The sequence below is a fragment of the Streptomyces paludis genome, assembly GCF_003344965.1.
GTDB classification, from domain to species: Bacteria; Actinomycetota; Actinomycetes; order Streptomycetales; family Streptomycetaceae; genus Streptomyces; species Streptomyces paludis.
On record NZ_CP031194.1, the window covers coordinates 3265102 to 3286057 of the forward strand.

Sequence of the window (20956 nt, forward strand, 5' to 3'; positions counted from 1 at the left end):
CCTCTCTGAGGTGCGGGCGCGCTGTGACGTGCGCTCTATATGCGTGTCGTGCGCTCTATGTACGGTCGTACACCAGCCGGCGTACGGACAGCGTCAGAACTGAACTAGAACGGCAGGCCCGGCATCCCGCCCAGCCCCTGCGCCAGCGGGCCGAGCTTCTCCTGCTGGAGCCGCTGCGCGTTGTCGTTCGCCGCGTGTACGGCGGCGAGGACCAGGTCCGCGAGGGTCTCCGTGTCCTCCGGATCCACCGCCTTCGGGTCGATCACCAGACCGCGCAGCTCGCCCGAGCCGTTGACCGTGGCCTTGACGAGACCACCGCCCGACTGGCCCTCGACCTCGGCGCTCGCCAGCTCCTCCTGCGCTCGCGCCAAGTCCTGCTGCATCTTCTGGGCCTGCTGGAGCAGGTCCTGCATGTTGGGCTGGCCACCACCGGGAATCAAGGTCACTCCAGGCACTTAGACGACGGTTTATCTGTAAGCCGAGCCTACGTGGTCCCCGCGCACCGCGCCCTACCCCGCCGTGACGAACTCTTTCGAGTGAGAGCATCCCGGCACCTCTACCTGATCAAGGCCCCCAGCGGGGGTGAAATGCCGGGATTTCGAGCGCACCGCCCACCATTTGGCGGTAGGAAGTGCATACGCGTTGTCCGCACATTGACGATTACGCAGAGTCACATCATCAGATCGACAGAACTGACAGAACCGACAGACCGACAGAGGAGTGCCCCGGTGAGCCAGCCGGAGATGCAGCCCGGGGGCCCCGCCCGGGAGGAGGGCGCCTCGTCCGGTGCCGGTGAGAGGGAACGAGAGAGCGACAGGGAAAGCGAGGGTACGGGCACGGGTACGGATCCCGACACGGGTACGGGTACGGGCGCGGAGGACTCCGACGGCCATGGAACGGGCCGCGCCGAGGGCCCGCAGCCGTACGGCGATCTGACCGGCGGCCCCTTCCCCCTCGGCGACTGGGGCGAGCCCGCCGAGCGGCTCGACGAGCTGTACCGCTGGGTCGAGACCGGGGCGCTGCGTACGGTCGACTGGTATCTGGCCGACCGGTTACGCAAACGCCGCCTCGCCCGCGCCCTGCGGGCCGCCACGGCCACCGCCGTGACGGCGGGCGCCGCGTTGCCGCTGCTGGATGTGACGGGGGCGCTGCCGGGCGCCGCCGGCTGGGGGTACCTCGCGCTGCTCCTGGGCGCGGCCGGTGTGGCGTGCGACCGCTACTGCGGGCTGTCGTCGGGCTGGATGCGCGCGGTGGCGACGGCACAGGCCGTACAGCGGCGGCTCCAGACGTTCCAGTTCGACTGGGCTTCGGAGTGCGTACGGGAGGTGCTGGGGCCGACGGAGGGCACGGCGAGCGAGGCGGCCGAGCGGTGTCTGACGGTCCTGCGGAAGTTCACGGAGGACGTGACGGAACTGGTGCGGGTGGAGACGGCCGACTGGATGGTCGAGTTCCGTTCGGGCCCCGCGCCGCTGATGATGCAGTCGCTGCCCATGGCCGGGGCGCGCGTCGAGGGCCCCGTACAGCCTCTGGGCCGCTTCCCGCTCCCCCCGGGCACCCGCCCGAACATGCCCCGGCAGCGACCGCCGGAGACCCGGTAACGGCGTTGGCCGAGGGGCGGCGGTGAGGGGACGCGGTGAGGGGGCGCGGTGAGGGGCGGCACGGTCTCCGTGCCGCCCCTCGGCCATCTCGCTCAGCAGAGATTTCTCAGCTGAAGATGATCATTGAGCCCTGGCCCAGGCTCCTGGTGGCCGCCGCATGGAGGCCGAGCCAGACATGGCGCTCCCGGGCGAAGGGGCTGTCGTCGTACGGAACCGAGATCGCCGGTTCCTCCAGGGACGTGGGGGCGTGCGGCGGGGCCGGGGCGGCCGGGGGGTTCGCCGGATCGATCCCGATCGCCGGGGCGACGATCTCCAGCTCCCGCAGCAGGCCCTGCGTGGATCCCAACGGGCCGCCGCCCGCGAGGAGTTCATCGTTCGAGAGGGGCGCGTCATAGTCCACGGGGACATACGCGCCCGCGTGGTCGTAGTGCCAGACCAGATGCGACTCCTGGGCCGTCGACTCGAACATCTCCAGCAACTGCTCGTAGTCACCGCCCAGTTCACCGACCGGCGTCACCGCCAGGCCGCAGAGCTGGAGCAGATACGCGCGCCGCAGGAAGTGCAGCGCGTCGTAGTCGAAGCCGGCGACCGGGGCGACATCGCCCGACAGGCCCGGCATATAGGCGAAGACGGGGACGGACGGCAGCCCGGCTTCGCCGAGCGCCTTGTCGTAGACGGCGATCTCTTCGGCGAAGGGATTGTCGGGGCTGTGGCACAGCACATCGACGAGGGGGACCAACCACAGGTCACAGGCCAAGGGAGGCTCGCTCTCCAAGCGGGTTCGTACGCGTGCGCGCGATGGTCGGGACAGCGTAATGCGGCGGACTCGTTCGGCGTAGAGGGCGGGTAGGTGCCAGGGAGGAGCCGGGCAGGTGCCGGGGACGGGAAGGGGAGCAGGAGAGCTGAGGACGGGGGCGGCGCGGTGCCGGAACCCCCATCATCGGGCCTCCGCGCGTACGTCCCAGATCCAGACCCCGCCGACCCGCTTCCCCGGCCGCTCGAACAGCTTCTCCAGCAGGTCGTACAGCGCCGCGTCGTTGGGCTGCGGCGCCAGCACCACCACGCCCGCCTTCCAGAAACGCAGGTCGAACCGCGCCTGCGCCCGCCACTGATCACCGATCTCCGGGATCGCGGCGCCGTAACGGACGTCACGGAAGAGGTTGGAGGTGTAGCGGGCCGGCGCGCCGTAGATGCCCGTCCGGTCCTCGCCGTACGGACCGTTGAAGTACCCCCGGGGCACGGAGAACCCGAACTTCGTCGCCGACTGCCAGTGCAGCGCCTCCGCGTTCCCCGGGTCGGGCAGGGGTACGGGGACGACGGTCTCGCCCTTCGTGGTGTACGGCCGGTACATGGCCTGCGTGATGAACTCCGGCACGGCCAGCCGCTCCCGTACCGGCAGCGCCGTCGGCACGATCGGCAGCAGCGTGACGGCGACGACGGACAGCGCGACGAGCCGGGGCCCGTACCGCAGCGCGTAGCCGTGCAGTGCGGAACCCTGAAGCGCGGAGTCCTGAAGCGCGGAGCCTTGAAGCGCGGAGCCCTGAACCGTCGTTCCGCCGGGCGAGAGATCCTCTGTCTCTGTCTCCCCTGCCTCACCCGTCGCCCGTAGCTCCAGTACCCGGTCCACCGCGATCGCCAGCAGCGCCCCCAGCGCCGGCGCGCAGATCATCGCCACCCGGGACTCGATGACCGACTCGAACAGCGGCTGATCCGCGAGAAGCCGCCACGGGCCCGGCACGATCACGTCCGTGTACGGGATACGGATCTTCGGCCCCAGCGACAGCAGCGCCGCCGCCACCGCCGTGAACGCCAGCGCCCTGACTACCGCGAGCCGCCACAGCCACACCACGATCCCCAGCGTGAGCGAGATCAGCGGCCAGCCGTAAAAGGCGTTCTGCTCGGTCCGGTTCATCGCGAGCCGGTCGGCCGTCGCCTCGTCGCCGAAGAGCGCGCGCCCGGAGAACTCCAGGAAGGAGAGCGGGCTGTTGCCGGCGTTGTCGCCGTGCAGCACGCTGTGGTAGCTCTGCGGGCCGAAGAACTGCCACCCCAGCGGGAACGCCACCAGCGGCAGACACACCAGCAGGCCCCACCCGACCCCGCGCAGCAGCGGGCGCAGCGTCTCCCGCGCCACATCGCGCCGTACGACCGCGTAGCCGATCACGAAGAGCAGGGTGCCCATCACGGCGATGAGCAGCGGCTCCTCGCCCAGAAAGATCTGGTACGTGGCGAAGAGGCCGAGGAGGATGCCGTTTCGCCGTACGGCCTTCCGGTTGCCCCGGTCGTCCTGCTTACCCCGCTGGTCCCGGTCGCACAGGCGCATCGTCCTGTCGATGATGACCGGCAGCATGAACAGCACCAGGAAGTTCGGATGCGCGTTCGCGTGCGAGATCATCGGCGGCGCGAAGGCGGCCAGCGCCGCGCCGATGGCCGCCGCCCAGCGGTTACGGGTCAGCCGGCGCGCGAACAGCCAGCACCAGGCGGCCGCCGTCGCCGCCAGCCCGAGCGTGAGTACCAGCGCCCAGGTGACATCCGGGCCGAGGAGGAGCGTGACCGGGGTGAGGGGCACCGAGAGGCCGAGCATGACGGTGTTGGCCATCAGGTTCACGCCGTCGGGGAAGTTCTGGTACGTCGTGAAGAGCGGGTTCCGGAGGTGGGTGACGTTGTCGGCGGTGACCGCGAAGAACCACTCCCACTGGTTCTGGTCGGAGCCCGCGTCGGCGAGATAGGCGCGGCCGAGGTCGGACCAGAGCCCGTTGTAGAGATAGAAGGAGGCGAGGAGGAAGAGGACGACGATCCCGGCGTCGGTACGGAGGTGGGGGCGTCCACGGAGGCGGTCGCGGAGACGGCGTCCTATAGAACCCGTGCTGCCTTGCATGCCCCCCGTACCCCCCGTAACTCCCCCAACTCCCTTACCCCCCGCGCCCGCCAGCCTCAGCCGTATCAGCTCCAGCAGCACCCTGAGGTAGTCCAGCGGCCGTACCTTCGACCCCGCCTGATGCGCCCAGCGCACCGGCACCTCTGTCACCGGCCGGCCCGCCCGCCGGAAGGCGCGCAGTATCTCGACGTCGATGCCCCAGCCGTCGAGCCGCGACTCCGCGAACGCCGCCCGCGCACGCTCGCCCTCGAAGAGCTTGAAGCCGCACTGGGTGTCGTTGATGCCGTCGATCGCGACGCGCTGTATCAGCCGGTTGCCGAGCCGGCCGAGCCACTCGCGCACCGCGAGCTGCCGTACCTCGATCCGCGCGTCGGGGTGCGCGCGCGAGCCGATCGCGGCGCCGTCGCCGCCGTCCGCCGTGAGCTGCGCGTCGAGCCGGTCGAGTTCGGCGATCGGGGTCGCCAGGTCCGCGTCCGTGAGCAGCACGCGTCTGCCGTACGAGGCGAGCACGCCCTGGCGCAGGGCGTGGCCCTTGCCGTGGTTGCCGTCGCTCGTCACCACGTGGATACGCGGTTCGGCGGCGGCGGCCTCGGCGGCGACGGCGGCCGTACCGTCGGTGGAGCCGTCGTCCACGACGATCAGCTCCCAGCGGCCCCAGCGCTCGGGGTCCGCGCGCAGATGGTCGCGGATGGCGTCGAGGGTGGGGCGGAGGCGGTGCTCCTCGTTGTACGCGGGGACGACGACGGTCAGGTCGATGTCCCCGGCCCCGGCACCGGCCCCACCCCCGGCCACCACAGCCTTCGCGTCCGTATTCATGTCTGTGCGAGCGTTCTCAGTCACCGGTGTGAACGCTCCAGCCTCTCCGCCCACTTGAGCGAATGATCGTCGTACTCAGCGATCACGGCGCGTGCCGCCACCGCGTCGCCGAGGGTCAGCGCGGTCACCAGACGCTCGTGCCCGCTCCACAGCCACTTCCCGCCCTCCGCGTCCGCGCGCAGAAACGGTACGGAGAACACCCACGTCTGCACCCGCAGCCGGTGCAGGAACTCCGCGACATACCGGTTGGCGACCAGCGCGCACAGCTCGCGCCAGAACCGCAGGTCGTAGCCGATGAGGATGTTCAGGTCCCCGCCGCGCGCCGCGCGCGCGGCCTCCTCGGCCCGGCGCCGTACGGAGACCAGGGCGGGGCCGTGCGCCCTGGCCGCCAGCCGCTCGCCCTCCAGCTGCCGGAAGACGGCGTCCACGACGAGCGCGCGGGCCTCGACCATGCCCCGGAAGTCATCCACCGAGAACTGGTGCACCCGGAAGCCCCGGTGCTGGTCCGAGTCGAGCAGATCCTGCGCGGAGAGATCGACCAGGGCCTCCCTGACGGGCGTGGCGGAGACCCCGTACTGCTCGGCGATCTGCTTGACGGTGAATTCCTGACCTGGCAGTAAACGCCCCGCGAGCACCTCGTCACGGAGCGCGTCCGCGATTTGCTGCCGCAGCGTACTGCGGGTCACGGCTCCGCTTGCGGGCATGGTCGTTCCGTCCCCTCGTCCGGCTTCGGACACCTTAGACCGACGTCCGGCGGACGGGACGAGTGAGACGGGAGAGACGAATTCGGATGTCTCTCTTCCGGCCGTTCACTGCCGACTTCCGGCCTCAGCCTCCCGCCCCTTCCGGCCGCTGGCCGCCCGCTCCTTCCGGCTCCGCTTACTGCCGCCTCCGCCCGCCCGCCTACTCGACGACGTACCCGTCCGCCACCTCCAGCGCCGCGTCCAGCCGCGCCAGCCCCTCCTTCGCCTCGGCCTCGGTGATGTTGCAGGCCGGGACCACATGCGTACGGTTCATGTTGACGAAGGGCCACAGGCCGCTCTTCTTGCAGGCCGTCGCGAAGGCCGTCATGGCCGCGTTCGCGCCGCCCGACGCGTTGTACGGCACGAGCGGCTCGCGCGTCTCCGGGTCCCGTACGAGGTCGAGCGCCCAGAAGGCCCCCGTACCGCGCACCTCGCCCACCGACGGGTGCCGGCCGGCCAGCTCGCGCAGCCCCGGGCCGAGGACCGTCGCGCCGAGGTGCGCGGCGTGCTCGACGATCTTCTCCTCCGCCATCACCCGCATCGTGGAGACGGCGGCGGCACAGGCCAGCGGATGGCCGGAATACGTCAGTCCGCCGGGGTACGGGCGCGTCGCGAAGGTGTCGGCGATCTCGGGGGAGATGGCGACACCGCCGAGCGGCACATAGCCGGAGTTGACGCCCTTGGCGAAGGTCAGCAGGTCCGGTACGACGTCGAAGTGCTCGGCGGCGAACCACTTCCCCGTACGGCCGAACCCCGTCATCACCTCGTCCAGCACGAACACGATCCCGTGCCGGTCGCAGATCTCGCGCACCCCCGCGAGATAGCCGGGCGGCGGCGTCATGATGCCGGCCGTGCCCGGGATCGTCTCCAGGATGATCGCGGCGATGGTGGCCGGGCCCTCGAAGCCGATGGTCGCTTCGAGGTGCGCCAGCGCGCGGGCGCACTCCTCGGCCTCGGTCGTGGCGTAGAAGGGGGAACGGTAGAGGAACGGCGCGTGGAAGTGGACGACGCCCGCCGTACCGCTGTCGGACGCCCAGCGGCGCGGGTCGCCGGTGAGGTTGATCGCGGTGGAGGTGCCGCCGTGGTACGAGCGGTACGCGGAGAGAATCTTGGGGCGGCCGGTGTGCAGCCGGGCCATCCGGACGGCGTTCTCGACGGCCTCGGCGCCGCCGTTGGTGAAGAAGATCTTGTCGAGGTCGCCGGGGGTGCGCTCGGCGATGAGCCGGGCCGCCTCGGACCGTACGTCCACGGCGAAGGCCGGCGCGAAGGTCGCGAGACGGCCGGCCTGCTCCTGGATGGCGGCGACGACGGTGGGGTGCTGGTAGCCGATGTTGGTGAAGACGAGGCCGCTGGTGAAGTCGAGGTAGCGGTTGCCGTCGTAGTCCCAGAAGTACGCGCCCTCGGCACCGGCGACGGCGAGCGGATCGATCAGCTCCTGCGCGGACCAGGAGTGGAACACGTGCGCGCGGTCGGCGGCCTTGACGGCGGCGCCGGTGGCGGGGTCGGCCGACGGGGTGGCGCTGGCTGCGTTGGTGGCATGCGGGTTCATGGAGGCCAGCGTAGGGAGTGGGCGGTAGTGGGCGGTATGGCCAGGTTGTATGGCCGGAGCGTCATGAGTCGGCATGGTGCCGACCGCCACGCCGACCCCGCGCACGTGTTCGCCGACGCTCCGTTCGAGATACTCAACGGGTCGGCCCCGTCGTGCGAGATGATCCGGGGCGAAACAGCGGTAATCCGAAATCCCGGCACAGCAACGGCCCGGGGGCACGGACATCGGCACGGAACACGCGGCACACGGCGACGCGCGACACGGAACACGCGGCACGGAACACACGACACACGACACGGACACGGGGAGCGGGGAGGACCACGCGCCATGGAGAAGCTGGCGGCAGAAGATCCACGACACATCGGTGCCTACCGGCTGCTGGCGCGGCTGGGCGAGGGCGGGATGGGCCGGGTCTATCTCGCCCGCTCGGACCGCGGCCGTACGGTCGCGGTCAAGCTCGTACGGCAGGAACTGGCCGCGCAGGAGCAGTTCCGCGGCCGGTTCCGGCACGAGGTGGCCGCGGCGCGCCGGGTCGGCGGGGCGTGGACGGCGCCCGTGCTCGACGCCGACACGGAGGCGGCGGTGCCGTGGGTGGCGACGGGGTACGTGGCGGGGCCGAGTCTGCTGACGGTGGTGTCCGGCGGTCATGGTCCGCTGCCGGAACGTTCCGTCCGGATCCTCGCGTCCGGTCTGGCGCACGCGCTCCAGGACATCCACGCGGCCGGGCTGATCCACCGCGACCTCAAGCCGTCCAACGTGCTGGTGACGATCGAGGGACCGCGCGTCATCGACTTCGGCATCGCCCGCGCGCTGGAGACGGTCAGCGAGGAGCCGCAGGTGGAGGGGCTGACCGCGACCGGCACGCTGGTCGGCTCGCCCGGCTTCATGGCGCCCGAGCAGGTGCGCGGGGACCGGGTGACGGCGGCGAGCGATGTGTTCTGCCTGGGCTCGATCCTGGCGTACGCGGCGACGGGCCGACCGCCCTTCGGCGACGCGAACACGGGCGCGCACGCGCTGTTGTTCCGTATCGCGCAGGAGGAACCGGACCTGGAGAGGCTCCCGGAGGGCTTGGTCCGGCTCGTACGCGGCTGCCTCCAGAAGGACCCGGCCGCGCGGCCGACGACCCGGGACATCCTGGTCGCGGTGGGCGAGCAGACGGGGGCGGGGGCTGCGGGCGCGGGCACCGGCACCGGCACCGGCCGTGAACCGTGGCTGCCGGGCGCGCTGCTGGCGGAGCTGGGCCAGCACGCGGTACGGCTGCTGGAGCACGAGGACCCGCCGGGACCGGCACCGGCGGAGGCGTACGGGACGCAGGGAGCGCAGGGGACGCGTTCCGAGGCCCACGGGGTCCCGGCGCCGGTCGGCGCGACGGCCCCGCCGACGCCGCCGACGCCGCCAACCGGGTCCGTATCCGTATCCGCGCCCACTCCCACCCCCGCACCCGCACACCCGGCGGCGCAGGCTCAGTCGCAAGCGCCCACCACCGTCATCCCCACCGTGGCCCCCGCGCCTCAGGCGTACGGCCCGCCGCCCGCGTACGGCTATCCGCAGTCCGGATACGGCTATCCGCAGCCGGGATACCCACCGCAGGGCAACCCGCCGCAGGGCAACCCGTACGGGGCGCCCCCGTACGGCGCGATACCGACGCCCGCCCCAGCCCCCACCTCCGCCACCCCCCACGAGCCCGCCCACGAGCCCGAACCGGAGCCGCGCAGCGCGCGCTTCACGGTGGTGCTGGTCACGGTCGCGCTGATCGTCGCGGTCTGCGCGGGCGCCTCGGTGTACGCGTTCATGAGCGGCGACGACGGGAGCAGCGCGAAGGACGGCAAGACGGGCCCGATCGGCTCCGGCGAGTCCCCAAGCCCGTCCGGCGACCCGTCCGGCGGCCCGGTCCCCGCGAAGTACCTCGGTACGTGGACGGGCAGCGTCAGCACGGACTCCGGCGAAAGCCCCCGCCGCCTGGTCGTGCGCCAGGGCGAACTGGGCGACACCGTCATCACGTTGACCGTCGACGGCCCGGCGGCAACCGGCGGCGGCGCCTCGTACCACTGCGTCTTCGAGGCCCCGCTCGCCTCCGTACCGGTCGACGGGGAGCCGCTCCACATCGGCCCGTCCGAGGTCATCACGGGCGAGCCGATGACGTCCTGCACCCCCGGCCCGGAGACCCGCCTGACGCTCACGGCGGACGGCGGCCTGCGCCGGGAGAGCACGAGCGGGGAGCCAGTCACGTACAAGAAGCAGAACTGACGACGCGGAGAGAACGAAGAAGAGGGGCAGCGAGCCAAAGGCCCGCCGCCCCTCTTCTTCTTTCCCTCAAGTATCGAGCGCGCCTACTTGAGGATCGTGATCCGGTCCGCCGCCGGCGGGGCCAGCGGGGTGGCCGGGGACGAGTTCGTCTTCAGGTAGGCGTTGAACATGTCGAGGTCCGACGCGCCCACCAGCTTGTTCGTGCCCTGGCCGAGCACCGCGAAGCCGTCGCCGCCGCCCGCGAGGAACTCGTTCATCGCGACGCGGTACGACGCGGTCGGGTTGATGGCCGTGCCGTTCAGCTTGACCGAGTCGGTGATGACCCGGGCGGCGCCCGTCTTCGTCATGTCCAGGGTGTAGGTGAGGCCCTTCGAGATCTGAAGGATCTTCGGCGACGCCTCGTTCGCGCCGCTGACCTGCTGCTGGAGCGCCGTGATGACCTGGGCGCCGGTCAGGGTCACCGCGTTCATCATGTTGGTGAACGGCTGGACGGTGAACGCCTCGCCGTACGTCACGACTCCGTCGCCCTCGGTGCCGGACGCTTTGTAGACCAGGTCCGACCTGATCCCGCCCGGGTTCATGAAGGCGATCTGCGCGCCGCCCTTGTCCGCCGCCGACATGCCGTCGAGCTGGGCGTCCGCGATCAGGTCACCGAGGGGGGACTCGGGGGTGGTGGCGCCACGGCCGTTGATGTCGGCCGAGATGTAGCCCTGCGGGGTGTTGGCGATCGGCGCGGCGAGCTTGTTCCACCGCTCGATCAGCGAGGTCATGTCCGCGGCCTTGGGCTGCTCACGGCTGACGATGTGGTTGGCCGACTTCACGCTCGTACGCACGATGTCGTGCGTCTTGAGGTCGTACGTCAGCGTGGTGTCCGTGTAGAGCTTGCCGAAGGCCGACGCCGACGTCACCAGCCGCGGGTTGCCCGACGGGTCCGGGATCGTGCAGGCGTACGCCTGGTGGGTGTGGCCGGTGACCAGCGCGTCGACCTTGGCCGAGATGCCCTTGGCGATGTTGACGATCGGGCCGGAGATGCCGTCACCCGCGCCCGGGCTGTCGCAGTCGTAGTTGTACGAGGTGGACGCGGGCGCGCCGCCCTCGTGGATCAGCGCGACGATCGACTTGACGCCCTGCTTGTCGAGTTCGTTCGCGTACTTGTTGACGGTCGCGATCTCGTTGTGGAACTTCAGGCCCTTGACGCCCTCGGCCGTCACGATGTTCGGCGTGCCCTCCAGGGTCACTCCGATGAAGCCGATCTTGACGCCGTTCTTCTTCCAGACCGTGTACGGCTTGAGGATCGGCTTGCCGGTCTTCTCGGACGTCACGTTGGCCGCGAGGTACGGGAAGTCGGCGCCCTTGAACTTCTTGCCCTTCTCGAAACAGCCGGCCGTCGGGTGACAGCCGCCGTTCTGGAGACGGGCCAGCTCGACGGCGCCCTCGTCGAACTCGTGGTTGCCGACGGCCGTCACATCGAGCTTGACCTTGTTGAGGGCCTCGATGGTCGGCTCGTCGTGGAAGAGACCGGACAGCAGCGGGCTGGCGCCCACCATGTCGCCGCCCGCCGCAGTGATGGAGTACGGGTGACCCTTGCGCGCGGTGCGCAGCGAGGTCGCCAGGTACTCCATGCCACCGGCGGGGATCGACTTGACGGTGCCGTCGGGCTGCGTCTCGTTGACCGCACCGGCCGAGCCGGCCGGCGGCTCAAGGTTGCCGTGCAGGTCGTTGAAGGACAGCAGCTGCACATCGACGGTGCGCGCCTTCTTCGGCTTCGTCTTCTTGTACGGGTTGCCGCTGCTCGCGCTGTGGCCCTTGTCCTTGTCGGCCACATGACTCTGCGCGGTGGCCGGCATGGCGGCGACCAGCGCGCCGACGGTGACCAGCCCCGCGGTGGCGGCGAGCATCCGCCGTGCCACGCGGTTCTTCTGCGGTGTCGCTGACATCGATCCCCTTGGGTTGAGCGTGTACATATGCCGGTGAGCGGGCGGCCTTGCTGCCGCGCCGACGGCATTCGGAGGTTGCCGTGGGGGGCTCGCGAAGCTCCGGAAACCACAGAGACCCGCGAGCGGCAGCCTAGAGTCAACGCGCGTAGCACAACAGGGGGTCCCGGGTTACGAGCTGGTTGCCATTCGTGGTTCGACTCGGGGGCAGGCTCGCCGTGGGGCGCGGTGGGGTTGTCGGGTGCGGGTCAGTACCAAGAGGTAAGCAGGGGTGTACGGGGGCGAGGTGCTTGGCGCTGGGCCGCCCCTCCTCCTTTCAGTGTCGCGCCTCCGGTGGAGGTGTAAAGGGCGCTCCTTCGTCGCGTCGGCTGCGCCGACTCCGCTGCGCTCCGCCCTTGACACCTCCCCCGGAGTCACAAGTGCGGATGAGGGGGGGCGGCCGGGGGGAGGGGGCCCAAGGGGTGGCGCCGTACTGCCACTCGGCTCAGGGTCTGGCGGGCGGGTGGGCCCTGCGGGGCACGCGACAGAGGAATGGGGTGACTCGGCCCCGGCTCAGCGGCCAACGGTCCGCTGTGGGTTGCGACTCAAGCCCCGCTGGTCACCGATGCGCTGTGGTGCCCGGAAGGCGGACGGGTTCTGCGGCCCGGCCGGGTCTGCGGGCCGAATACCCTGCCCATATATCCCATATGGGCCGGTTTGGCGGCCCATTGGAGGCCCCCTCGGACGGCACATGTGTCCTCAGGTGCGTTAGCGGCACCCCTGGACGCATAGACGGCCTTCAGGAGCCCGCTTGCCGTCACCCGCGTCACCCACTCCCGCCCGCATGTCCCATATGGGCTGATTTGGCGACCCGTTGGGGGCTCCTCCGGCGGCACATGTGTCCTCAGGTGCGTTAGCGGCACTCCGGGACGCATGGACGGCCTTCAGGAGCCCACTTGGTGCCGCCCGCGTCCCAGTAACCCCGCAACCCACACCACGGTGACCAGCGGGGCATGTGTCTGAGGAACCGGCGGCCGTCAGCCGCTGAGACGCACCGGGCAGCCCCATTCCTCTGCCGCGTGCCCCGCAGGGCCCACCGGCCCGCCAGCCCCTGAGCCAAGTGGCAGTACGGCACCACCCCTTGGGCCCCCTCCCCCCGGCCGCCCCCCTCTCCCGTACACGCGCCGGAAGGGGAGGTGTCAAGGGCGGAGCGCAGCGGAGTCGGCGTAGCCGACGCGACGAAGGAGCGCCCTTTACACCTCCCCTGGAGGCGCGACACTGGCAAAAGGAGGGGCGGCCCACCCCGCACCAAACGCCCAGCACCTCACCACCGGCCCACCCCGCCCTACCCCTCGGCACTGACCCGCACCCGACAACCCCACCGCGAGCCCACCCCGCAGGGCCCGCCCCACCCGCCCCACCCACGCCGTCATCGAACGGCGCGGCAGTGCCAGGCGCGCCGTACCCTCGGACGCATGACTGACGCAGCAGCCGTAGCAGCCCGCGAGCCCGGCCGGCAGATCCAGATCCTTGACGCGCTCACCCCCGAACAGGCGGAGGACGTACTCGCTCTGCTCGCGGAGGCCGCCGCCTCGGACGGCGTGCAGGCCGTTTCCGAGCAGGGCCGGCTTCAGTTGCGCGGCGGACACCGGGAGGGGGTGCGGCACTTCCTGCTGACCGTCGAGGGGGACCTCGTCGGTTACGGGCAGTTGGAGGACACCGACCCCATCGAGGCGCCCGCCGCCGAGCTGGTCGTCCGCCCCGGCCGCCGGGGGCAGGGGCACGGCCGGGCGCTGGGTACGGCGCTGCTCGCGGCGTCCGGGAAGCGGCTGCGGGCGTGGGCGCACGGCGGGAAGGCCGCCGCCCGCCATCTGGCGCAGGTGCTCGGGCTGACGCTCTTCCGCGAACTGCGCCAGCTCCGGCGTCCATTGACCCCGACGGAGGCAGCAGCGCAGACAACAACCGCCATCGACGAGCCGACGCTCCCCGCCGGGGTCACCATCCGTACGTTCGTCCCCGGCACGGACGACGCCGCCTGGCTCGCGGTGAACGCCGCCGCCTTCGCCCACCACCCCGAGCAGGGCGCGCTCACCCAGCGCGACCTGGACGACCGTACGGCCGAGCCCTGGTTCGATCCGAAGGGCTTCTTCCTGGCCGAGCGCGACGGCGAGCTGATCGGCTTCCACTGGACCAAGGTGCACGCCGAGGAGCAGCTCGGCGAGGTGTACGTCGTCGGGATCAGGCCCGAGGCGCAGGGCGGCGGACTCGGCAAGGCGCTGACGGCGATCGGGCTGCGGCACCTGGCGGCGGAGGGGCTGCCGACGGCGATGCTGTACGTGGACGCCGACAACACGGCGGCGGTGACGGTGTACGAGCGGCTCGGTTTCCGTACGCACGAGGTGGACCTGATGTACCGCACGGAGTCCTGAGCCCCGCGACCGCAGTATCTCCCCCCACCCCCCTCACGCCCCGGCCGCCAGCACCGCCGCGCCCGCCAGCATCGTCGCGGCCACCAGGCCGTCAAGCACGCGCCACGAGGAGGCGCGGCGGAAGAAGCCGGCCAGGAGGCGGGCCCCGTAGCCGAGCGCGGCGAACCAGCACAGGCTGGCCAGCACCGCGCCGGCGCCGAACTCCCAGCGCAGCGAGCCGTACGTGGCCGCGACGGCGCCGAGCAGCAGCACGGTGTCCAGGTAGACATGGGGGTTCAGCCAGGTCATGGCGAGGCAGGTCAGCACGGCCCGGCGGCCCGACCGTACCGTCGGGCCGTCGCCGTCCAGCGCGGCGGCGGGCCGCAGCGCCCGGCGGATGGCGAGCGCGCCGTACGAGAGCAGGAAGACCGCGCCGACGATACGGACCACCACCAGCGCCGACGGCCAGGCGGTGACCAGTACGCCGAGGCCGGCGACCCCGCAGACGATCAGCACCGCGTCGGAGAGCGCGCAGATCGCCACCACCGGCAGGACGGCCTCGCGTCGGATGCCCTGGCGCAGGACGAAGGCGTTCTGCGCGCCGATGGCGACGATGAGCGAGAGGCCGGTGCCGAATCCGGCGGCGGTGGCGGTGAGTGCGGTTCCCATACGGGCACGCTAAGGACCGATCCACCCCTTAGGCCAGCTAAATTTTCTTACGTACCATTAGCGGAAATAATGTCGCCATGAACTCCGTGATGTCCGAGCTGCCGCACGACCTGGTCCGTACCCTGCTTGCCGTGGTCGACGAGGGCACCTTCGACGCCGCCGCCACCGTCCTGCATGTGACGCCCTCCGCCGTGAGCCAGCGCGTCAAGGCGCTGGAGCAGCGCACCGGCCGCGTCCTGGTGACCCGTACCAAACCGGTCAGACCGACCGCGTCCGGGCAGGTCGTGGTCCGCTTCGCGCGCCAGCTCGCCCGGCTGGAGGACGACGCGCGCGCCGAGCTGGGGATGAACGACGCCGAGGAGCATCCGCGGCTGTCCATCGCGGTCAACGCGGACTCGCTGGCGACCTGGTTCCTGCCCGCGCTCACGACACTCACGGCACCGGCGCGGGACGCGCCCGTCTACTTCGATCTGCGCCGCGAGGACGAGGCCCACACGACGGAGCTGCTGCGCGAGGGCGAGGTGATGGCGGCGGTGACCTCCTCGCCCGATCCGGTGGCGGGCTGCTCGGTGCGCCGACTCGGCAGCATGCGCTATCTGCCCGTCGCCGCACCGGAGTTCGCCGCGCGGTGGCTGTCCGGCGACGACGTGGTACGGCTGCTGCCGCGAGCGCCCCTGGTCTGCTTCGACCGCCGCGACGAGCTACAGGATCTCTTCGTACGCGAACTCACCGGCGGCGGGCACTCCCGCGCGAGCGCGCTGCGCCATCACGTCCCGTCCAGCGAGGGATTCGCCGAGGCGGTGACGGCCGGGCTGGGCTGGGGGCTCGTACCGCGGATCCAGGCGGAACCCCGGCTGCGCGCGGGCGCGCTGGTCGGCTTCGCGCCCGGCCGCACGCTGGAGGTGCCCCTGTACTGGCAGCAGTGGCGGCTCGACTCCCCCGCGCTGGCGCTGGTGGCACGGGCGGTGACCGCGGAGGCGGCGCGCTCGCTCGAACAAGTCGGGTAACTCGACGCGCGACTCCTCTAACTCAACGAGCGACTCCTTGACGTCCACCACCCCCGTACGGCACCCTTTCACTACTTCCTTAGTGAAAGGTGGTTGAGCGGGTGATCGAGTACCGCATCGACCGGCGCAACGGGGTGGCCACCTATCTCCAGATCGTGCAGCAGACCAAGCAGGCACTCCGGCTCGGCCTGCTGGAGCCCGGCGACAAGCTGCCCACCGCGCGCGAGGTGGTCGAAGCCACGGCCGTCAACGCGAACACCGTGCTCAAGGCGTACCGCGAGCTGGAACGCGAAGGGCTGGCCGAGGGGCGGCGGGGGATGGGCACTTTCATCCGGGGGACCCTCGGCCGCGGCTCCGCCGACAGCGCGCTCCGCGCGGAGCTGACCGCCTGGGCGGACCGCGCCCACGCCGAGGGCCTGGACCGGGACGACATGACCGCGCTCTTCACATCAGTGACGGAAGAGCGCTTCGCAACCAACAGCGCGAACAACAACGGAAACAACAACGGGACCGACAGGCCCGACCGGGGGGACGAAGAGAGATGACAGCGACAGCGACAGCCATCGAGGCGGCGGGCCTCGGCAAGCGGTACGGAAAGCCACCCGGCCCGGTCAACTGGCGCCGGCGCCAGGAGCACTGGGCCCTGCGCGGCTGCTCCTTCCGTATCCCCACCGGGCGGATCTGCGCCCTCGTCGGCCCCAACGGCGCCGGCAAGTCCACCCTCCTCGCCCACGCGGCCGGGCTGCTGAAGCCCACCGAGGGCACGGTCGGCGTCCTCGGCGCCACCTCCCCCGCGGCCGTCCGGGCCCGGATCGCGTACGTGGCGCAGGACAAGCCGCTGTATCCGCGGCTGACCGTCGGGGAGACCCTGCGGATGGGCCGCGAGCTGAACGCCGAGCGCTGGGACGACGCGCTCGCCGAGCGGGTCGTCGCGGGCGGCGGCCTCGACCACGGGTGGCGGGTCGATGCCCTCTCCGGCGGCCAGCGCACCCGGGTCGCGCTCGCCCTCGCGCTCGCCAAGCGTCCCGAACTGCTGCTGCTGGACGAGCCGATGGCGGACCTCGACCCGCTCGCCCGGCACGAGCTGATGGGCACGCTGCTGGCCGAGGCGGCCGAGCAGGACACCACCGTCGTGATCTCCTCGCACATCCTCGCCGAGGTCGCCGAGACCTGTGACTACCTGCTGCTGGTGGACGGCGGCCGGGTACGGCTCGGCGGCGAGACCGAGGACCTGCTCACCGCGCACACCCTCCTCACGGGCCCGGCGAGCGAGGCCGCCGCGCTGGCGTCGCGCACGGTGGTCGAGTCCCGTACGACGGGACGGTCGCTGACCGCGCTCGTACGGACGGAGGGCGACGCCCCGCCGGCCGGCACCCGCTGGCGGACGGCCGAACCGTCGCTGGAGGAGCTGCTGCTCGCGTATCTGCGCTCACCGGAGGCGCCGGTACTGCTCACCCCGTCCGCCTCGGCCACCCGTACGAAAACAACAGGGACCACCACCGGCACGACGACCACCGGCACAACGGACGGCACGACGAAGAAGACGGAGGCGACGGCATGAGCGCGCTGACCCTGCGCGGCCCGCACTGGGTGACCGGGCGGCTGCACCGCCGGGCGCTGTGGATGGCGCTGGTGTTCCTGGTACTGGTGACGGGCGTGACGCTCTACATGTGGTGGCGCACGGCCGCCGCGTACACCGACTTCACCGCCACCGGGTGCCCCCTCAACGGGGACTCGGGAGCCTGCGCCCAGCCGTCCCGGGACTACTCGAACATCGAGCGCCACTTCGACGAGTGGCTCCGGTATGTCGATCTGACGCTGCCGATCCTGCCCGCGGTCGTCGGCTCGTTCGTCGCGGGCCCGGTGATCGCCCGGGAGCTGGAGCACGGTACGTACCGGCTCGCCTGGACCCAGTCGGTCTCCCCCGCCCGCTGGCTGCTGTCACGGCTCGCCCTGCCGACGGCGTGGACGGTGCTGCTCACGGCCCTGTTCACCGTGCTCTTCCGCGTGGCCTGGGCGCAAGGTCCGCACCACGTCTACCGGGGCTACTGGTACGACGACTTCTACTACTACGGCCTCGGCCCCGTCCTGATGGGGTACGTGCTTCTCGCCATCGCGGTCGGCGCGCTCGTGGCAGTGCTGATCCGCGGGACCGTCGCGGCGATGGCGGTGACCTCCGCCGCGGTGGTGACGGTCTTCCTCGCCTTCGGGATCAAGCTGCGGGGCCTGCTGATGCCGACCCTGCAAACGGCGGCCGACGAGCAGGTGCCGGAGAACAGCTGGGTGGTCAGCTGGAACGACGTACCCATGCCGGACAAGCCCGACACCTTCTACTCGCCCGGAACCACCGGCACGCTGGTGGACTACCATCCGGCATCGCACTTCTGGCCGCTCCAGTTCATCGAGACCGGCATCCTGCTGGCCCTGGCGGCGCTGGCGGCCTACGGAGCGTTCCGGGCGCTGCGCAGGCTGCACGCGTAACCGCCGTATCCATACCTGTACGGGGTGTACGGGGTGGTACGAGGGCTCACCCGAGCCCCCGTACCACCCTTCAGCGCCCCCGGACCGCCCCCGGACCGCCCCTTGGCGCCCCCGTCCGGCCCCATGCCGCCCCCGTATCCGCCCCCGCCGGTCCCCGTCCCGCTTCCCTACACGTCATGTCGCCGTTACCGGCCATTCAGAAGCGCTTGCGACCCTCGCTGAATGCAGCCCGCTGTGCCCCCCACCCCGAGGAACGGCAGGATCCACCTCACCCCGGCGCTCTCCGACGCGCCTGTCATGCCCTCCGCGCGGAACAATGGGGACATGAGCCAGCAGCCCGCCGAGGTACCGGTCCAGCAGTCGCAGCAGTCTCAGCAGAACCACCAGTCCCACCAGCACCAGCACAACCAGGCCGCGCAGCCCTCGCAGCCCCCGCAGCCCTCCGTAGGCTTCCTGGCCGCGCACCGCCCCCACACGGTCGCCACCACCGGTTCCGCGGGCGACCTCGAACCGGACCTCGACTCCGACCTCGACGACCTCGACGCGTACGAGGAGAGCGCCCACGCCGCCCACCCCGACGGCACGGAGCTGCCCCAGGGCCGTTTCCTGGACCGGGAGCGCAGCTGGCTCGCCTTCAACGAGCGCGTCCTGGAGCTGGCCGAGGACCCGGCGACCCCGCTGCTCGAACGCGCGAACTTCCTCGCCATCTTCGCGTCCAACCTGGACGAGTTCTTCATGGTCAGGGTCGCCGGACTCAAGCGCCGTATCGCCACCGGCGTCGCCACCCGCTCCGCGTCCGGGCTCCAGCCGCGCGAGGTGCTGGACCTGATCTGGACCCGCTCGCGCGAACTCATGGCCCGGCACGCCGCCTGCTACCAGCAGGACATCGCGCCCGCGCTGGCCGACGAGGGCGTCCACATCATCCGCTGGCCCGAGCTGACCGAGAAGGAGCAGGCGCGCCTCTTCACGCTCTTCCGCCAGCAGATCTTCCCGGTCCTCACCCCGCTCGCCGTCGACCCGGCGCACCCCTTCCCGTACATCTCCGGGCTCTCCCTCAACCTGGCCGTCGTCGTACGGAACCCGGTCAGCGGCCACCGCCACTTCGCGCGCGTCAAGGTGCCGCCGCTGCTCTCCCGCTTCCTCGAAGCGTCGCCGCAGCGGTACGTACCGCTCGAAGACGTGATAGCGGCGCATCTGGAGGAGCTGTTCCCGGGGATGGAGGTGCTGGCGCACCACATGTTCCGGGTCACGCGCAACGAGGACCTGGAGGTCGAGGAGGACGACGCCGAGAACCTCCTCAAGGCGCTGGAGAAGGAGCTGATGCGGCGCCGCTTCGGGCCGCCGGTGCGGCTGGAGGTCGAGGAGTCGATCGATCCGTACGTGCTCGACCTGCTGGTCCGCGAGCTGAAGGTGTCCGACGCGGAGGTCTATCCGCTGCCGGGGCCGCTCGATCTGACGGCGCTCTTCGGGATCTCGGCGCTGGACCGGCCGGAGCTGAAGTTCCCGAAGTTCATAGCGGGCACGCACCGCGATCTCGCCGAGGTGGAGTCGGCGTCGGCGCCGGACATCTTCGCCGCGCTGCGCGAGCGCGATGTGCTGCTGCACCACCCGTACGACTCGTTCTCGACGTCCGTCCAGGCGTTCCTGGAGCAGGCCGCGAGCGACCCGGACGTCCTCGCCATCAAGCAGACGCTGTACCGCACCTCGGGCGACTCGCCGATAGTGGACGCGCTGATCGACGCGGCCGAGTCCGGCAAGCAGGTGCTGGTCCTCGTCGAGATCAAGGCCCGCTTCGACGAGCAGGCGAACATCAAGTGGGCGCGGAAGCTGGAGGAGGCCGGCTGCCATGTGGTGTACGGCCTGGTCGGGCTGAAGACGCACTGCAAGCTGTCGCTGGTGGTACGGCAGGAGGGCGAGACCCTGCGCCGCTACTCGCACGTCGGGACGGGCAACTACCACCCGAAGACCGCGCGGCTCTACGAGGACCTCGGGCTGCTCACGGCGGACCCGCAGGTGGGCGCGGACCTCTCCGACCTCTTCAACCGGCTCTCGGGCTACTCGCGCCGGGAGACCTACCGTCGGCTGCTGGTCGCCCCGAAGTCGCTGCGCGACGGGCTTGTCTCCCGTATCAACAAGGAGGCGGCGCACCAGCGCGCCGGGCGGCCCGCGTATGTCCGTATCAAGGTCAACTCGCTGGTCGACGAGGCGGTCATCGACGCCTGCTACCGGGCCGCGCAGGCGGGGGTGCCGGTGGACATCTGGGTGCGCGGGATCTGCGCGGTACGGCCCGGGGTGGCCGGCCTCTCCGAGAACATCCGGGTGCGTTCGATACTGGGGCGCTTCCTGGAGCACTCCCGGATCTTCGCGTTCGGCAACGGCGGCGAGCCGGAGGTCTGGCTCGGCAGCGCCGACATGATGCACCGCAATCTCGACCGCCGGATCGAGGCGCTGGTCCGGATCACCGACCCGGCGCACCGGGCGGCCATCACCCGGCTGCTGGAGACCGGGATGTCCGACTCGACGTCCTCCTGGCACCTGGGCGCGGACGGGAACTGGACGCGGCACTCCACGGATGCCGAGGGCCAGCCGCTGCGGCACGTACAGGAAATGCTCATTGACGCCCGGAGGCGAAGGCGTGCGGCACCATGAA

Annotated in this window: 15 protein-coding genes; 8 read left to right on the forward strand and 7 right to left on the reverse strand. The window is 71.2% G+C overall.

Going from position 1 to position 20956, the window contains the following annotated elements; translation table 11 throughout:
* Window positions 1–104: 104 nt before the first annotated feature.
* Entirely contained in the window at window positions 105–440 is a 336-nt protein-coding gene (locus tag DVK44_RS14325) for a YbaB/EbfC family nucleoid-associated protein (RefSeq protein WP_114660031.1), read from the reverse strand.
* 288 nt (window positions 441–728) lie between these two features.
* Here DVK44_RS14325 and DVK44_RS14330 point away from each other — a divergent pair, with 288 nt between their 5' ends.
* Entirely contained in the window at window positions 729–1598 is an 870-nt protein-coding gene (locus tag DVK44_RS14330) for an SLATT domain-containing protein (protein WP_114660032.1), read from the forward strand.
* 106 nt (window positions 1599–1704) lie between these two features.
* Here the strand turns inward: DVK44_RS14330 and DVK44_RS14335 are convergent, their stop codons facing one another.
* The 4 genes from DVK44_RS14335 to DVK44_RS14350 all read right to left on the reverse strand — a co-directional run bounded on the left by DVK44_RS14335 (window position 1705) and on the right by DVK44_RS14350 (window position 7581).
* A complete protein-coding gene (locus DVK44_RS14335) occupies window positions 1705–2355 on the reverse strand; it encodes a hypothetical protein (protein ID WP_114660033.1) in 651 nt (216 codons plus the stop codon).
* A gap of 180 nt (window positions 2356–2535) precedes the next feature.
* Window positions 2536–5289 carry a dolichyl-phosphate beta-glucosyltransferase gene (locus DVK44_RS14340; RefSeq protein WP_114660034.1) on the reverse strand — a complete coding sequence of 918 codons (2754 nt, stop codon included), beginning with the start codon at window positions 5287–5289 and terminating at the stop codon, window positions 2536–2538.
* Between the two features lie 20 nt (window positions 5290–5309).
* Window positions 5310–5993 (reverse strand): GntR family transcriptional regulator, encoded by a 684-nt coding sequence (locus DVK44_RS14345; RefSeq protein WP_114660035.1) that lies wholly within the window; start codon window positions 5991–5993, stop codon window positions 5310–5312.
* A 199-nt stretch (window positions 5994–6192) separates the two neighbouring features.
* On the reverse strand, window positions 6193–7581 hold the full coding sequence (locus tag DVK44_RS14350; RefSeq protein ID WP_114660036.1) for an aspartate aminotransferase family protein: 1389 nt from the start codon (window positions 7579–7581) through the stop codon (window positions 6193–6195).
* 327 nt (window positions 7582–7908) lie between these two features.
* Between DVK44_RS14350 and DVK44_RS14360 the strand changes: the two genes are divergently transcribed.
* Entirely contained in the window at window positions 7909–9828 is a 1920-nt protein-coding gene (locus DVK44_RS14360) for a protein kinase domain-containing protein (protein WP_114660038.1), read from the forward strand.
* Between the two features lie 83 nt (window positions 9829–9911).
* Here the strand turns inward: DVK44_RS14360 and DVK44_RS14365 are convergent, their stop codons facing one another.
* Window positions 9912–11765, reverse strand: coding sequence for a bifunctional metallophosphatase/5'-nucleotidase (locus DVK44_RS14365; protein WP_114660039.1), 1854 nt, complete (start codon window positions 11763–11765; stop codon window positions 9912–9914).
* 1451 nt (window positions 11766–13216) lie between these two features.
* On the opposite strand from DVK44_RS14365, the gene mshD reads away from it, so the two are divergent.
* A complete protein-coding gene (gene mshD / locus DVK44_RS14370; RefSeq protein WP_114660040.1) occupies window positions 13217–14170 on the forward strand; it encodes a mycothiol synthase in 954 nt (317 codons plus the stop codon).
* Between the two features lie 33 nt (window positions 14171–14203).
* Here the strand turns inward: mshD and DVK44_RS14375 are convergent, their stop codons facing one another.
* Window positions 14204–14818 carry a LysE/ArgO family amino acid transporter gene (locus DVK44_RS14375; RefSeq protein WP_114660041.1) on the reverse strand — a complete coding sequence of 205 codons (615 nt, stop codon included), beginning with the start codon at window positions 14816–14818 and terminating at the stop codon, window positions 14204–14206.
* An 86-nt stretch (window positions 14819–14904) separates the two neighbouring features.
* Between DVK44_RS14375 and DVK44_RS14380 the strand changes: the two genes are divergently transcribed.
* The 5 genes from DVK44_RS14380 (at window position 14905) to DVK44_RS14400 (ending at window position 20955) form a co-directional block, all read left to right on the forward strand.
* Window positions 14905–15825, forward strand: a complete 921-nt coding sequence (locus tag DVK44_RS14380; protein ID WP_114665125.1) for a LysR family transcriptional regulator ArgP — start codon at window positions 14905–14907, stop codon at window positions 15823–15825.
* 101 nt (window positions 15826–15926) lie between these two features.
* A complete protein-coding gene (locus DVK44_RS14385; protein ID WP_114660042.1) occupies window positions 15927–16370 on the forward strand; it encodes a GntR family transcriptional regulator in 444 nt (147 codons plus the stop codon).
* Window positions 16367–17386, forward strand: a complete 1020-nt coding sequence (locus DVK44_RS14390) for an ABC transporter ATP-binding protein (protein WP_114660043.1) — start codon at window positions 16367–16369, stop codon at window positions 17384–17386. Before DVK44_RS14385 ends, DVK44_RS14390 begins: the two co-directional genes overlap by 4 nt.
* Window positions 17383–18306: an ABC-2 transporter permease gene (locus DVK44_RS14395; protein WP_114660044.1), complete on the forward strand. Its 924-nt coding sequence runs from the start codon at window positions 17383–17385 to the stop codon at window positions 18304–18306. The genes DVK44_RS14390 and DVK44_RS14395 overlap by 4 nt, the downstream gene beginning before the upstream one ends.
* A gap of 324 nt (window positions 18307–18630) precedes the next feature.
* Window positions 18631–20955 carry an RNA degradosome polyphosphate kinase gene (locus DVK44_RS14400; RefSeq protein WP_114660045.1) on the forward strand — a complete coding sequence of 775 codons (2325 nt, stop codon included), beginning with the start codon at window positions 18631–18633 and terminating at the stop codon, window positions 20953–20955.
* The last annotated feature ends 1 nt before the right edge of the window (window position 20956 follow it).